This window comes from Streptomyces sp. FXJ1.172, from assembly GCF_001636945.3.
In the GTDB taxonomy this organism is placed as follows: Bacteria; Actinomycetota; Actinomycetes; order Streptomycetales; family Streptomycetaceae; genus Streptomyces.
In genome coordinates this window covers 4,700,860-4,714,568 of record NZ_CP119133.2, presented here as the reverse complement: position 1 = coordinate 4,714,568, position 13,709 = coordinate 4,700,860, and the positions used below count along the sequence as shown (strand labels likewise).

General features: G+C 69.0%; 11 protein-coding genes and 1 tRNA gene. 8 read left to right on the top strand and 4 right to left on the bottom strand.

All coding sequences use genetic code 11. The features are described from left to right. The first annotated feature begins 305 nt into the window (after positions 1-305). The 4 genes from A6P39_RS20985 (at position 306) to A6P39_RS20970 (ending at position 5,331) form a co-directional block, all read left to right on the top strand. A complete protein-coding gene (locus tag A6P39_RS20985; protein ID WP_067057193.1) occupies positions 306-1,274 on the top strand; it encodes an expansin EXLX1 family cellulose-binding protein in 969 nt (322 codons plus the stop codon). 143 nt (positions 1,275-1,417) lie between these two features. Then, positions 1,418-1,948: a SigE family RNA polymerase sigma factor gene (locus A6P39_RS20980; protein WP_067057196.1), complete on the top strand. Its 531-nt coding sequence runs from the start codon at positions 1,418-1,420 to the stop codon at positions 1,946-1,948. Further along, positions 1,945-2,730 (top strand): hypothetical protein, encoded by a 786-nt coding sequence (locus A6P39_RS20975; protein WP_067057199.1) that lies wholly within the window; start codon positions 1,945-1,947, stop codon positions 2,728-2,730. Before A6P39_RS20980 ends, A6P39_RS20975 begins: the two co-directional genes overlap by 4 nt. 165 nt (positions 2,731-2,895) lie before the next feature. Next, positions 2,896-5,331: a non-reducing end alpha-L-arabinofuranosidase family hydrolase gene (locus A6P39_RS20970; RefSeq protein ID WP_275883886.1), complete on the top strand. Its 2,436-nt coding sequence runs from the start codon at positions 2,896-2,898 to the stop codon at positions 5,329-5,331. A gap of 148 nt (positions 5,332-5,479) precedes the next feature. On the opposite strand, the gene A6P39_RS20965 is transcribed toward A6P39_RS20970, so the two are convergent. Then, entirely contained in the window at positions 5,480-7,129 is a 1,650-nt protein-coding gene (locus A6P39_RS20965; protein ID WP_443052902.1) for an RICIN domain-containing protein, read from the bottom strand. Between the two features lie 865 nt (positions 7,130-7,994). Then, positions 7,995-8,068: transfer RNA gene (locus tag A6P39_RS20960), tRNA-Gly, on the bottom strand. Positions 8,069-8,348: 280 nt separating this feature from the next. On the opposite strand from A6P39_RS20960, the gene A6P39_RS20955 reads away from it, so the two are divergent. From A6P39_RS20955 to A6P39_RS20945, 3 genes are all read left to right on the top strand, one after another. Continuing rightward, complete coding sequence (locus A6P39_RS20955) at positions 8,349-8,507, top strand: hypothetical protein (protein ID WP_199840720.1); 159 nt, start codon at positions 8,349-8,351, stop codon at positions 8,505-8,507. A 97-nt stretch (positions 8,508-8,604) separates the two neighbouring features. Next, entirely contained in the window at positions 8,605-9,180 is a 576-nt protein-coding gene (dcd, locus tag A6P39_RS20950) for a dCTP deaminase (protein WP_067041651.1), read from the top strand. Positions 9,181-9,193: 13 nt separating this feature from the next. Continuing rightward, entirely contained in the window at positions 9,194-9,700 is a 507-nt protein-coding gene (locus A6P39_RS20945) for a phosphoribosyltransferase (protein WP_067041648.1), read from the top strand. Positions 9,701-9,787: 87 nt separating this feature from the next. On the opposite strand, the gene A6P39_RS20940 is transcribed toward A6P39_RS20945, so the two are convergent. Continuing rightward, positions 9,788-10,858: a Yip1 family protein gene (locus A6P39_RS20940; protein ID WP_199840719.1), complete on the bottom strand. Its 1,071-nt coding sequence runs from the start codon at positions 10,856-10,858 to the stop codon at positions 9,788-9,790. A 154-nt stretch (positions 10,859-11,012) separates the two neighbouring features. Here A6P39_RS20940 and A6P39_RS20935 point away from each other — a divergent pair, with 154 nt between their 5' ends. Further along, positions 11,013-11,336: an antibiotic biosynthesis monooxygenase family protein gene (locus tag A6P39_RS20935; protein WP_067041642.1), complete on the top strand. Its 324-nt coding sequence runs from the start codon at positions 11,013-11,015 to the stop codon at positions 11,334-11,336. Between the two features lie 74 nt (positions 11,337-11,410). On the opposite strand, the gene A6P39_RS20930 is transcribed toward A6P39_RS20935, so the two are convergent. Next, entirely contained in the window at positions 11,411-13,678 is a 2,268-nt protein-coding gene (locus tag A6P39_RS20930) for a (Fe-S)-binding protein (RefSeq protein ID WP_275883885.1), read from the bottom strand. Positions 13,679-13,709 lie beyond the last annotated feature (31 nt).

The window sequence follows — 13,709 nt, the reverse complement described above, 5'->3', positions numbered from 1 at the left end:
GAGGCCGACACCGCTGCTGGACGCGGTACCCACGGGGGTACCGGCATCCACCGTGATGTCGACGGCCGGCGCGGCGCCCGCGCTGAGCGCCAGGGTGGCGTGGCGCCGCTGACTGCGGCTCGCCGTGGTTGGTGCACCCCTAGGTGGCCGCTCGGGATGGAAGGTTGCCGCCGTGTCCGATGTTCTTCGGATCCCTTTCGTGCGGTGCACCGGTCGCCGGGAAATCAGTGTCGGGGCGGCAACCTTCTCGTCTCTTGCGGCAACTGGGAGCCGGAAGGCCGAGTCGAACTACCGGATGGACGGGCATGAGGGCAACGAAGCATGCCGCGCCGCAGTCGTGGCGCAGGCGCGGACTGGGCACGGGTATTCCCTTGGGGCTGCTGGTCGTCGGTGTGCTGGCGTGCCTGGCCCTGACCGTCCTCCCCGGGAGCGGAACCGGTGCCGGAAGGGCAGCCGACGCGTCTGCCGCAGGCGCGCGGGCGGCCGCCCCGCCCGATGCCGGGGCTGCGGCGGGCGGCGGTGCGGGTGCGACGGTGCAGCCCACGGCCTCGGCCAGTCCCACGATCCCGGCCTCGGCCACGCCGTCGCCTTCGATCTCGGCCACTGCGACGGCCTCGGCCAGGAGCACAGCGACCGCGAACTCCAGGGCGGCGGCCCTGGCCGGACGGATCAAACCGGCCGTCAGCTACCAGGGAATCGCCACCGCCTACGCCGCTGGCGACGGCAGCGGCTCCTGCCTGTACGGGCCTTCCGGCGACCTGATGATCGCGGCAATGAACGTCACCGACTACGAGTCGGCCAAGGCGTGCGGGGCCTACGTGCTGGTCCGCGCGGCAAGCGGGGCCTCCATCACGGTACGGATCGTCAACGAATGCCCGTGGCCCTGCGCGCCGGGGCAACTCGACCTCAGCCGACAGGCGTTCGCCAAGCTCGCCGACCTGTCGGTGGGCCGGCTCCCGATCACCTGGTCGCTGCTGAGCCCGGACCTGCCGGGCACGATCGCCATCCGGTACAAGACCGGGTCCACCAAGTGGTGGTGCGGGATCCAGGTGATCGGCCACCGGAACCCGGTGGCCGCGCTGGAGGTGCGGGCCGCCGGCGGCTGGCGGCAGCTGCCCCGCACCGACTACAACTACTTCCTGTCCGCCGATGGCACCGGCTGCGGCGGGGCGCTCAGGATCACCGACATCTACGGGGAGCGGCTGACCGTCGACGGCATCGCCGTGCGGCCGGACGTCGCGCAGCCGACCGGCGTCCAGTTCGCCCGGCATTGACCAGCCTGCCGGTCAGCCTTCACCGGCCCGCAACCGAGCACGGCCGCTGTTCGAATCCCGGGCTGGGCACTGTTAGGCTGCCGCCCCTATTGTTAAACGCGCAACCAACGCGCACGTCATTGCCAGGAGAGGGCGACCGGGGGATGGTCCTCGATGACGCGTCCGCGGAGTTCCACGAATTCTTCGAACGCCACTATGCCGAACTCGCCCGTCTAGCACACCTGCTGACCGGCGAGAGTGACGCGGCGGACGACCTCGCGGCGGATGCCCTCGTCGCCCTGTGGCAGCGCTGGGACCGGTTGCGGCAGGCCGACCACCCGCTCGCCTACGCCCGCGGTGTGGTGGCCAACCTGGCACGGGGACGCATCCGCAGCGCGGTGCGCGAGCGACTCCGGATCACACTGTTCTGGTCCCGCAGCCCCGAGAAGGTGGAGGGGCCGGACATGGCGGCCGTGCTGGACGTCCGCGCGGCGCTCGCCCGGCTGCCGTTCCGCAAGCGCGCCTGTGTGGTGCTGCGGCACGCCTTCGACCTGTCGGAGAAGGACACGGCGGCAGCGCTGGGCGTATCGGTCGGTACGGTGAAGAGCCAGACCTCGAAGGGAATGGCCGAGCTGGAAAGGATACTGGGCGCGCGAGCGGTCGGGGACCTGGTGGCAGGGAGGAGGAACCGGTGAACGAGGAGATCGCCCGTCGGCTGCGCGAGGCCGCCGAGGCCCACCGGCCCGACCGTGCGAGGATGCTGGCCCGGGTGCAACGCGGCATGGCCGGCCCCGCCGTCCGTCACCGCGCCAGGCCGTTCGCGAGGTCCGGGACCAGGGTCGCGCTCGCCGGGCTCGCCGCCACCGGCATCCTGGCGACCGGCGGCCTCGCCGTCGCCGCCATCGTCGCGCACTCGTCGCCGCCGGCCACCGTGACCACGCCTGCCACCCCGTCCCCGACCGCCGGCTCCCCGCGCCCGACATCGGCTCGCCCCACCCCTGCCGCGCCGGCCCCGGTCACCAACCCGGGCAGCGCGCGCCCGACTCCGTCGGCCACCAGTCCATCGCCGACCGCCGGCGAGAGCCAGAACGGGCCGCTGTGGTCGGCCGGCTCGGTGGACCCGCACAGCACCGTCTACTGGACGCAGAGCAACCTCGCCCTCAAGACGACCCAGCCGCTCACCTCGCTCACGATCGAGATGCGGATCGTGCAGAGCGGCGGGGTGAAGATCACCGGTACCTGGCAGACCCTGCCGAGTGCTGATTTCACCGTCACCGCCCAGGAGGCCGGCGGCACCCTGGTCTACCGCTGGGTCCTCAAGCCGGGCCTGACCGTGCCGGCCGGGAGCTATGAGTTCGCCGCCCAGTTCAACAACGGCACCGGCGTGCGCAGTGCCGCGGGCGACGGCTACCGCGTCGACGCGCAGGGTTCGGGCGGCTCCGCGTCGGTCCGGGGAGGGTTCGTCCCGACCCGGTGAAGGCCGTAGGCGGCCTCCATGGCGGCCGGCGGGTCGTCGTGGCACTGGGTGGGGATGGTGACGGCGGCCGTGAAAATCCTTCCCTCGATCGCGGCAACCTTTGTGTGCGTGGCGGCAACTGGCGGGTAACCGGGGCCGGATCAAGGCCCGTTGTGCCAGAAGGACATGCCGTTGTCAGATCAGAACCGCTCTCATCGCCGCCGTCCGGCAACCCGCCGCGTGCTCGCCGCCGCCGTGGTCCTCGCCGCCGCTGGTGCTGCCGTACCGCTGGTCGCCCAGGCCGCCCGCACGCCGAATGCCCGCACGCCGGCCACCCTGGCCGCCGCGGCGGCCGGCAGCGGCCGCTACGTCGGTACGGCAGTGTCCTCGGGCAGGCTCGGCGACTCGACGTACTCCACGATCCTCGACCGGGAGTTCAACATGATCACCCCGGAGAACGAGATGAAGTGGGACACCACCGAACCGTCCCGCGGCACCTTCAACTTCGGCCCGGCCGACTCGATCGTCGGCCACGCCGCCGCGCACGGCCAGCGAATGCGCGGCCACACCCTGGTCTGGCACTCCCAACTGCCCGGCTGGGTCAAGTCCATCACCGACGCAGGCACCCTGCGCAGCGTGATGGACAACCACATCACCACCGAGATGACCCACTACAAGGGCAAGATCTACGCCTGGGACGTGGTCAACGAAGCCTTCGCCGACGGCGGCAGCGGCCAGCACCGAAGCTCGGTCTTCCAGGACGTGCTGGGCAACGGCTTCATCGAGGAGGCGTTCCGCACGGCCCGGGCCGCCGACCCCTCGGCCAAGCTCTGCTACAACGACTACAACATCGAGAACTGGACCGACGCCAAGACGCAGGGCGTCTACGCGATGGTCAAGGACTTCAAGTCCCGCGGTGTGCCCATCGACTGCGTCGGCTTCCAGAGCCACTTCGGCGCAGGCGGCCCGCCGGCCAGCTACCAGACCACACTGTCCAAGTTCGCCGCGCTCGGCGTGGACGTCCAGATCACCGAACTCGACATCGCCCAGGCGTCACCGACGGCGTACGCAGGCGCCGTCCAGGCGTGCATGAACGTCGCCCGCTGCACGGGCATCACGGTGTGGGGGATCAGGGACAGTGACTCCTGGCGCACCGGTGAGAACCCGCTGCTGTTCGACGCGGGCGGCAACAGGAAGCCCGCCTACGGCGCGGTACTCACCGCCCTGGGCGGCAGCAGCGGCGGCGGCACGCCGGACGGGGGCGGCATCACCTCCGGGGCGGTCTACACGCTCTCCGACGTGGCCGCCGGACGCGTTCTCGACGAGCCCGCGGGATACAAGGGCAACGGCACCCCGCTCCAGGTGTGGGACGCCAGCGGTGCCTCCAACCAGCAGTGGCGGGCCGGCCGGAACAGCGACGGCTCCTACACGTTCACCAACGTCGCCAGCGGCCGGGTACTGGACGAGCCGGGCAACCAGACCGGCAACGGGACGAGGACGCAGGTCTGGGACTCCAACGGTGGCGCCAACCAGCACTGGCGAGCCCGCCAGAACGACGACGGCTCCTACACACTGACCGACGTCGCCAGCGGCCGGGCGCTGGGGATCCCCGGCGGCCGGACCGCCAACGGCACTCCCGTCCAGGTCTGGGACTCGGCCGGCGGCGCCAACCAGCACTGGAGCCTCAGGACCGCGACGCCCAGGCCGACGAGCGGCGCGTGTGCTCTTCCGTCGACGTACCGGTGGACATCGACGGGTGCGCTGGCGCAGCCCGCGAACGGGTGGGACGCGGTGAAGGACTTCACCGACGTGACGTACAAAGGCAAGCACCTGGTCTACGCGTCGAACGTGTCGGGATCGTCGTACGGCTCGATGATGTTCAGGCCCTTCACGAACTGGTCGGACATGGCGTCGGCCGGTCAGACCGGGATGAGCCAGTCCGCGGTGGCGCCCACGCTGTTCTACTTCGCGCCCAAGAAGATCTGGGTGCTGGCGTCCCAGTGGGGCGCGTCGCCCTTCGTCTACCGCACCTCCAGCGACCCCACCAACCCGGGCGGCTGGTCCGCGCCGCAGGCGCTGTTCACCGGCAGCCTCCCCGGCGGCGCCGCCCCGATCGACCAGACCCTGATCGCCGACGACCAGAACATCTACCTGTTCTTCGCCGGCGACAACGGCAGCATCTACCGGGCGAGCATGCCGATCGGTAACTTCCCGGGCAACTTCGGCTCGTCGTACACGACGGTCATGAGCGACACGGTGAAGAACCTGTTCGAGGCGCCGCAGGTCTACAAGGTCCAGGGCCAGAACCAGTACCTCATGATCGTCGAGGCGCGGGGGGCGAACGAGCAGCGCTACTTCCGCTCGTTCACGGCCTCCAGCCTGAACGGCTCGTGGACCCCGCAGGCCGCCGGCGAGAGCAACCCCTTCGCGGGCAAGGCCAACAGCGGCGCCACCTGGACCAACGACATCAGCCACGGTGACCTGGTCCGCAACAACCCCGACCAGACCATGACCATCGACCCCTGCCACCTGCAGTTCCTCTACCAGGGCAAGTCCCCCACGGCGACCGGCCCCTACGACCGGCTGCCGTGGCGGCCGGGTGTCCTCACCCTGCAGCGCTGACCCGCCTGATCAACGGTGATCGCGATCGGGTGCAGTGCGCCGGCGCGTAGACGAGCGGTCTACGGCGTGAGCACCTCCACCCGCTGAGCCCGACGAAGATGACGAATGCGCCCCCATCGGAGAGATGGGGGCGCATTCGTGCCTTCGCCTACTTGAGTGCTGTGCCACCTGAGTTGTGGTAGGCGATGGTCTTGCTGATCAGGTTTCCGCCGTCGGACTCGACCGTGGTCTGTTCCTGCTGCCCTGGACCGAAGAGCAGGCCGGCGACATGGGCGTTCGCGACCTGGTCCATGTGCGCGAAGAACCAGTCCACCTTGTCGTCCTTGTAATGGTTGAGGGTGTTGTTCTGCGTCATGTTGCCCACGGGGATCTGCCACAGGACCACCGGCTTGCCCACGGACTCGGCCATCGTCTTGTAGAACTGCAGCGCGGCGGCGGCCTTCTGGTCGGTCCAGAAGTGGTCACTGCCGCCGTGGGCCGGCTGTGCGTACCAGCCTGCGTCGCGGTCCGACACGTCGGTGACCAGGAAGTCGGCATTCTGTGCCCCGAGGCTCGCGTAGTCCTTGACGCATCCCTGGGCGTTGTTCTGCCAGTCCCAGCAGGTGAGGTGGAGGCCCACGGCGGTGTTCGGCGCGTACTTGTGCGCCATCGAGATCAGGCAGCGGGAGAGTCCGGCGGCGCTGTTCTCCTGCGATCCGCAATCGGTCGGGTTCGCGGCCGAGACCTGGGCGGCAACCTTGTGCGGATCGCCGAGCGACCGGACGTAGCCCCAGAAGTCGGGTTCGAGGTCGATCATGTCGTTCGAGTTGCCGATCTTCTGGAGGAAGAAACGGTAGTCGTTCATGTACCGGGTGAGCAGGTCAAGCCGGTTGATGGCCACGACCTCGCCCGGACCATCACCCTGGCCTGCCGCGTCCCCGAGGTCGCGCAACGAGTACCACGTCCAGAGCATCTTCTGCGGGCGCGGGCTGCCCTTGTACGTCGCGTGGGCCGCCACGGTGTCCCGCCAGGTCACGTAAGTGCCGGGCGCCGTGGTGCTGCCGTTCCAGCAGCCCCACCAGCTCGACCACGCGGCCTGGCAGAGCGATGCCGAGTAGTAGGCCGACGAGGGCGCGGGCTGGCTGTGCACATAGGCGTACCGCACGTCGAACGGCGCGGCGGTCGCCGAGGCGTCGGACATCGAGCCGCCGATGAGCACCGTGCTACTGCCCATGAAACGTGTCGTCGAGCTGCCGTCACTGGGGGTGGGAGAGGACGGCTGTGTACCGAGACTCCCGGCCGGGACGAGTTGCCATTGCTGATCGGCGCGGCCCCGGTCGCGATCCTGGACGACGTCGCCCCCATCAGCCTTGGCGGCGTTGTGGACCTCGACGGCCATGCCACTGAAGCGATTGATCAAACGCACGTAGCCGTCCGGCGACTTCGCCAGTTTGAACTGCTGGTTGGTGCCGTTCAGGTCTTTCCACTGCACGACGGCGGAGCCGGCGGTCTTCGACCAGCCGAGGTCGTCCAGCACCTTGCCGGAGTTCCGGTTCTGCAGCCGGTAGTACCCGTCACCCGCGTCGATGAGCCGCCACTGCTGGTTGGCCCCGCCGTGACGGCTCCACTGCACCACCGCCGCGCCGTCGTTCGTGGCGAAGGTGCGGTCGTCCAGCACCTTGCCGCTGTTGCGGTTGACCAGCACGTACCACTTCTTCAGATCCAGGGTTTGCTGCGCCGAAGCCTGGTTGACCACAACGGCGGAGCCGGCCACGACCACCATGACGAGGCCCGCCCAGAAACCCCGACGCGCGAGCAACCGACGGCCACGATGCTTCGGGCGACCACCGCGGGCGTGGCCGTCGGCATGGCGGCCGCCGGCTTGGGACGCCACCGCTGACGTGGGCGGGCTGGGGACATGTCTGTGCTCTCGTTCAAGGGGCATGTCTGTGCTCTCTTTCAGCTGTGCATCTGACCGGACCACCTGGCCGGACGACACTGAGTGGTCCGGGAGGCCGAAAAGGTTGCCGCGAAGAGCCACAGATTTTCCGCCTTGACCGATTCCCGTCCGCCGGACTTGGTGCGGACGTCTCCTTCGGACCGGGCTCGGTCGGCACCGCGGAAGGAGCGGGGGCAGGGGCGTAGGGAATGTCGCCGCGCAGAGGTCGCTCAGCATGTGGCCGAGGTCATCCTGGCCGTCCTGCTGTTCGTCGACGCCACCGAGCTGCCGGGCGGGCGGCTGTTCGGCAACGACGCCGGCTCCGCCGCGCGGGCACTGCTGGTGGCCTGCCGCTGACCTGATCACGATGGTGCTGCTGGGAACGCTGCTGCTGCCCGGGCGCCGGTGGCACAGTGATCGGCACCGCGAGCCTCCTGGCCGACGTCGGTGACTACAGCACCACCGGCGTCCTGGGCGCTGCGACCACTGGGGCCCCGCTGTTCACTCAGGAAACGCCAGATTCTGAACGGGTGGTCCGCTGCCGTCGGCGGGCTGCAGGGCTGGCCGGCCCCGGCGCGCCTCAAGGACCAGGCCGGGTAGTCACTCTCATCCGCAGCCGACGCCAGCGCGAACTGGCGCTTGGCGTATGCGACTTCGCCACCTCGACGCCTTTAGGTGGCACAGGTCACAGAAAAATGGTCTAGACAACGAAGAACCCCCGGGTCTCCGACCTGGGGGTTTCACATGGAGCGGGTGACGAGAATCGAACTCGCGCTCTCAGCTTGGGAAGCTGATGTTCTACCATTAAACTACACCCGCGTAAGTACAGACCACCGGCTCCGACGAGTCGATGTCCGGACGCTGCTCACTTTACATCATCGCGGACCCCTGGTGTCCGGGTCCCGGGGGTCTGAGGTTGTTTCAGGGGTGGGATCCGGCTGCGGGCGGGCGGAGTTGGGGCGTACGGTGGAGGCCTTGGGGAGGGTCGGGCGGGGCGGAGTGCCGCCTGGAGAGTCGTCTCTTTGATCCCGTAATGTGGCTTTTGTCGTCAGGGCGGTACGCCCGACGGGGCTCTTGGGGAAGGGACTTAAGGGACTTGATGGAACGCACCGTCGTCCGCTGTGCGGACGGGCACGTCTTCAGCACCGCTTCGTTCCCGATGCAGCAGGCCGAGCGGCTCGGCCCCGGCCGGCTCATGAGGTGTCCCGGGTGCGCCCGGCTCCGCAGTGTGGTGCCGGTCGCCCTGGAGAAGCGCTAGAAGCGTGGGGCAGTAGCGGATATTGCACCGACAGTTACCGGGCGCGCAGGGCCGTCACGATTGTCACGGCTCCGCGCGCCTTGCGTATCCTCGCTACGTGCTTCTCTCAGACAAGGACATCCGGGCCGAGATCGACGCCGGGCGGGTACGGATCGATCCCTATGACCATTCCATGGTGCAGCCGTCGAGCATCGACGTACGGCTGGACCGGTACTTCCGGGTGTTCGAGAACCACCGGTACCCGCACATCGACCCCTCGATCGAGCAGCCCGACCTGACGCGGCTCGTGGAGCCCGAGGGGGACGAGCCGTTCATTCTTCATCCCGGGGAGTTCGTGCTCGCCTCCACGTACGAGGTCATCACGCTCCCCGACGATCTCGCCTCGCGGCTCGAGGGGAAGTCCTCGCTCGGGCGGCTGGGGCTGGTCACCCACTCCACCGCCGGGTTCATCGACCCCGGCTTCAGCGGGCATGTGACCCTCGAGCTGTCCAACCTCGCCACGCTGCCCATCAAGCTCTGGCCCGGGATGAAGATCGGCCAGCTGTGCATGTTCCGGCTGACCTCGCCCGCCGAGTTCCCGTACGGCAGTGAGCGCTACGGCTCCCGGTACCAGGGGCAGCGCGGGCCGACCGCTTCGCGGTCCTACGTCAATTTCCATCGGACCCAGGTATGAGGGCGACAGCGGCATGAGTGACACGCAGGGCGTGCGGGAGAACCTGACCTACGAGCGGTTCGGTGGCGCCGTCCGCGAGCTGGCGCAGACCATCGCCGACGACGGGTACGAGCCCGACATCGTGCTCAGCATCGCCCGGGGCGGGGTGTTCGTCGCGGGTGGGCTCGCCTACGCCCTCGACTGCAAGAACATCCACCTCGTGAACGTCGAGTTCTACACCGGTGTGGGGACGACGCTCGAGATGCCCGTCATGCTCGCGCCCGTCCCCAACGTGATCGACTTCTCCGACAAGAAGGTACTGATCACCGACGACGTCGCGGACACCGGCAAGACCCTGAAGCTCGTACGCGACTTCTGCCTCGACACCGTCGCCGAGGTGCGCTCCGCGGTCATCTATGAGAAGTCCCACTCGCTGGTGAAGTGCGAGTACGTGTGGAAGCGCACGGACGACTGGATCAACTTCCCGTGGAGTGTCCTGCCCCCCGTCGTGAAGCGGGCCGGGCAGGTTCTCGACGCCTGAACCCCGAGGACTCCGGGTACGGGAAAGGGCCTCCGGCTGCCTGCCGGAGGCCCTTTCCCGCGCCGTCGCACGGACCGGTCGCGCGTACTAGAACGTGCCCAGCTTCACTATCGACAGCAGGGCGATCAGCTGGATCGCCGACGCGCCCAGCGCCTTCGGCCAGGGCAGGTCGTGGGAGCGGGAGACCATCAGGGTCAGCAGCGCGCCCGCGCCGATCCAGGTGGCCCAGCCGAGCAGCTGCACGAAGCTCGCGTTGCCGCCGGCGAACATGGCGACCACAAGGCGGGGCGCGTCCGTCAGGGCCGTGATCAGCATGGACAGGCCGACCGTCGGCTGCCAGGCGCCGTCGCCGCCGAGCTGGCGGGCCAGGGTGTGGGTGACCACGCCGAGGACGAACAGGCCCAGCACCATCACGACCGCCGTGATCAGCACGATCGGGACCGCGTTGGACAGCGTGGCGCCGATCGCGTCCTTGCGGGCGCCGTCGAAGCCGAAGACGGCGAGCAGGCCGTAGAGGAACGTGGTGATGAGCGCAGGGGCCCACATCGTGTAGTCCCGCATGCGCAGGAACGTCTGGTCGGGGGAGAAGACGATCCCCTTCAGCAGCTCCTTCCAGTGCAGCGGCGGGCCGGTCGGGGCCGCGGGCGCGGCGGCCGAGCCGGCCTGGTAGGTCGCGCCCTGGGTGTAGCCGGCGGCCTCGTCGACCGAGAACGCCTGGGTGTGGCCCGGGTTGTTGGCCGCGTACGGGTCCGGCGCGCCCTGCCCGCCCGGATGGCCGCCGTCGCCGAAATACTCCGGGCCGTCCTCGCCCGGGCCCGGGTAGCCGTACGGCTGTCCCTGCCGGGGGTACGGCTGCTGCTGTCCCCGCGGCGGGTACGACTGCTGTCCCTGGTGCGGGTACGGCGGCTGCGGCGCCGGCGGGTAGCCGTACGACGGGCCCGACGGGCGTCCGTACGAGGGCCCCGCGGGCTGCCCGTACCGCGGTCCCGGCCGGCCGTTCGACGGGGCCTGCGGTGCCTGCTGTCCTTGGGGGGTGCGGTTGTCCCGGCCCCCGCGTCCGATCCTGAATCCAGCCACGTCATCGAACGTACCTGGTCCCGGAGAGTGACGTGCCGGGCCCGGGCTTCCGGGCCCGGCTTTGCGGCCGACCTGTGACATCCCCTAAGGGGCCGTCAGGCGGCGGACCCGGGGATTTCCAGGGTTTGCCGGTAAGGCCGTCCCAGGAAGTCGCCCGCCACGGTGAATGCGCGGGACCGGTGTGACTGCCGGTGCCGATACGGCCTGCCGAACCGGACTGCGCCAGGATGGTGGCATGAGCGTAGTGAAGATCAACGTGCTGACCGTGCCCGCCGAGCAGCGGGAGGTGCTGGAGAAGCGGTTCGCCTCGCGTGCCCACGCGGTGGAGAACTCCGACGGCTTCGAGTGGTTCGAGCTGCTGCGTCCCGTCGAGGGGACCGACACCTACCTCGTGTACACGCGCTGGCGGGACGAGGCGTCCTTCCAGGCCTGGCTGGAGGGGCCGATGAAGGCCGCGCACCAGGGCGGGGCGGAGGGCGAGCGTCCGAAGCCGGCGGCCTCCGGCTCCACCCTGTGGTCCTTCGAGGTGGTGCAGCAGGCGGGGCCCAAGTCCGAGTAGGCCACTGCCTCGCACACGACGACGCCCCCCGTGTCCGTGGCGGACATGGGGGGCGTCCGACGTGACGGCCCGGTCTACTTGACGGGTTCGGGCTCCGGTGCGTTCTCGGTCTCGGGCTCGCCGGCGGGGTCGACGGGGGTCCTGACGGAGTCGAGGAGGAGCTGGGCGACGTCGACGACCTGGATGGATTCCTTGGCCGTTCCCTCGTTCTTCTTGCCGTTGACGGAGTCGGTGAGCATGACGAGGCAGAACGGGCAGGCCGTCGACACGATGTCGGGGTTCAACGACAGGGCTTCATCGACGCGTTCGTTGTTGATGCGCTTGCCGATGCGCTCTTCCATCCACATGCGGGCGCCGCCGGCGCCGCAGCAGAAGCCGCGTTCCTTGTGGCGGTGCATCTCCTCGTTCCTGAGGCCCGGGACCTTGCCGATGATCTCGCGCGGGGGCGTGTAGATCTTGTTGTGGCGGCCCAGGTAGCAGGGGTCGTGGTAGGTGATGATGCCCTCGACCGGGGTGACGGGGACGAGTTTGCCCTCGTCGACCAGGTGCTGGAGCAGCTGGGTGTGGTGGATGACCTCGTAGTCGCCGCCGAGCTGGGGGTATTCGTTGCCGAGGGTGTTGAGGCAGTGCGGGCAGGTGGCGACGATCTTCTTGGCGGACTTCGGCTTCTTGGTCGACTCGTCCTCGTCGTCCTCGCCGAACGCCATGTTCAGGGCCGCCACGTTCTCCATGCCGAGTTCCTGGAAGAGGGGCTCGTTGCCCAGGCGGCGGGCGGAGTCGCCGGTGCACTTCTCGTCGCCGCCCATGATGGCGAACTTCACGCCGGCGATGTGCAGGAGTTCGGCGAAGGCCTTGGTGGTCTTCTTGGCGCGGTCCTCCAGGGCGCCGGCGCAGCCGACCCAGTACAGGTACTCGACCTCGGTGAGGTCCTCGATGTCCTTGCCGACGACCGGGACCTCGAAGTCGACCTCCTTGGTCCACTCCAGGCGCTGCTTCTTGGCCAGGCCCCAGGGGTTGCCCTTCTTCTCCAGGTTCTTGAGCATCGTGCCCGCCTCGGAGGGGAACGCGGACTCGATCATGACCTGGTAGCGGCGCATGTCGACGATGTGGTCGACGTGCTCGATGTCGACGGGGCACTGCTCGACGCAGGCGCCGCAGGTGGTGCAGGACCACAGGACGTCGGGGTCGATGACGCCGTTCTCCTCGGCGGTGCCGATCAGCGGCCGCTCGGCCTCGGCCAGCGCGGCGGCGGGGACGCCGGCCAGCTGCTCCTCGGAGGCCTTCTCCGCGCCTTCCGCGGTCTTGCCGCCGCCGGCCAGCAGGTAGGGCGCCTTGGCGTGCGCGTTGTCCCGCAGGGACATGATCAGCAGCTTCGGGGACAGCGGCTTGCCGGTGTTCCAGGCGGGGCACTGGGACTGGCAGCGGCCGCACTCGGTGCAGGTGGAGAAATCCAGCAGGCCCTTCCAGGAGAACTGCTCGACCTGGGAGACGCCGAAGACGTCGTCCTCGCCCGGGTCCTCGAAGTTGATCGGCTTGCCGCCCGAGGTCATCGGCTGCAGCGCGCCCAGCGAGGTCTCCCCGGTCGCGTTGCGCTTGAACCAGATGTTCGGGAACGCCAGGAAGCGGTGCCAGGCCACGCCCATGTCGGTCTTCAGCGAGACCACGATCATCCAGATGAAGGAGGTCGCGATCTTCAGACCCGCGAAGAAGTAGGTGAGGTTCTGGAGCGTGGAGACGTCCATGCCCTTCAGCCACGCCACGACCGGGTACGAGATGAAGAAGGAGGCCTCGTAGCCGTCGACGTGGTGCTGGGCGCCCTCCAGCGCGTGCAGCATGAAGATGCAGATGCCGACGATGAGGATGACGGTCTCGACGAAGTACGCCTGACCGAAACTGGAGCCTGCGAAGCGGGACTTGCGGCCCGGCCTGTTCGGCTTGCTCAGCTGGCGGATCACGACCAGGACCGCGATGCCGAGGACCGTCGTCGTGCCGATGAACTCGACGAAGACGTTGTACGGCATCCAGTCGCCGATGACCGGCAGGATCCAGTCGGCCTTGAACAGCTGGCCGATGGCGTTGACGATCGTCAGCAGCAGCGTGTAGAAGCCCACCGCCACGAACCAGTGCGCCACCCCGACGACGCCCCAGCGGTTCATGCGGGTGTGGCCGAGGAACTCCTTGGCCACGGTGACGGTGCGCTGTGCGGGGTCGTTGGTCCTGGTCCCGGCCGGAACCGGCTGGCCCAACCGCATGAAGTTGAAGATCTGCAGGAGGGCGCGGCCGAACAGAGCCACGCCGACCACGATCAGGACCAGCGACACGATGATCGCGGCGAGTTGCATTGGGGCTCCTGAGGCGGCCTTGAACTGAGCA

Bases quoted from the DNA above. Each gene is read 5' to 3' on its own strand.
- A6P39_RS20985 (WP_067057193.1), top strand. From the start codon at position 306: ATGAGGGCAACGAAGCATGCCGCGCCGCAGTCGTGGCGCAGGCGCGGA.
- A6P39_RS20980 (WP_067057196.1), top strand. From the start codon at position 1,418: ATGGTCCTCGATGACGCGTCCGCGGAGTTCCACGAATTCTTCGAACGC.
- A6P39_RS20970 (WP_275883886.1), top strand. From the start codon at position 2,896: ATGCCGTTGTCAGATCAGAACCGCTCTCATCGCCGCCGTCCGGCAACC.
- A6P39_RS20955 (WP_199840720.1), top strand. From the start codon at position 8,349: ATGGAACGCACCGTCGTCCGCTGTGCGGACGGGCACGTCTTCAGCACC.
- A6P39_RS20945 (WP_067041648.1), top strand. From the start codon at position 9,194: ATGAGTGACACGCAGGGCGTGCGGGAGAACCTGACCTACGAGCGGTTC.
- A6P39_RS20940 (WP_199840719.1), bottom strand. From the start codon at position 10,858: ATGTCACAGGTCGGCCGCAAAGCCGGGCCCGGAAGCCCGGGCCCGGCA.
- A6P39_RS20935 (WP_067041642.1), top strand. From the start codon at position 11,013: ATGAGCGTAGTGAAGATCAACGTGCTGACCGTGCCCGCCGAGCAGCGG.
- A6P39_RS20930 (WP_275883885.1), bottom strand. From the start codon at position 13,678: ATGCAACTCGCCGCGATCATCGTGTCGCTGGTCCTGATCGTGGTCGGC.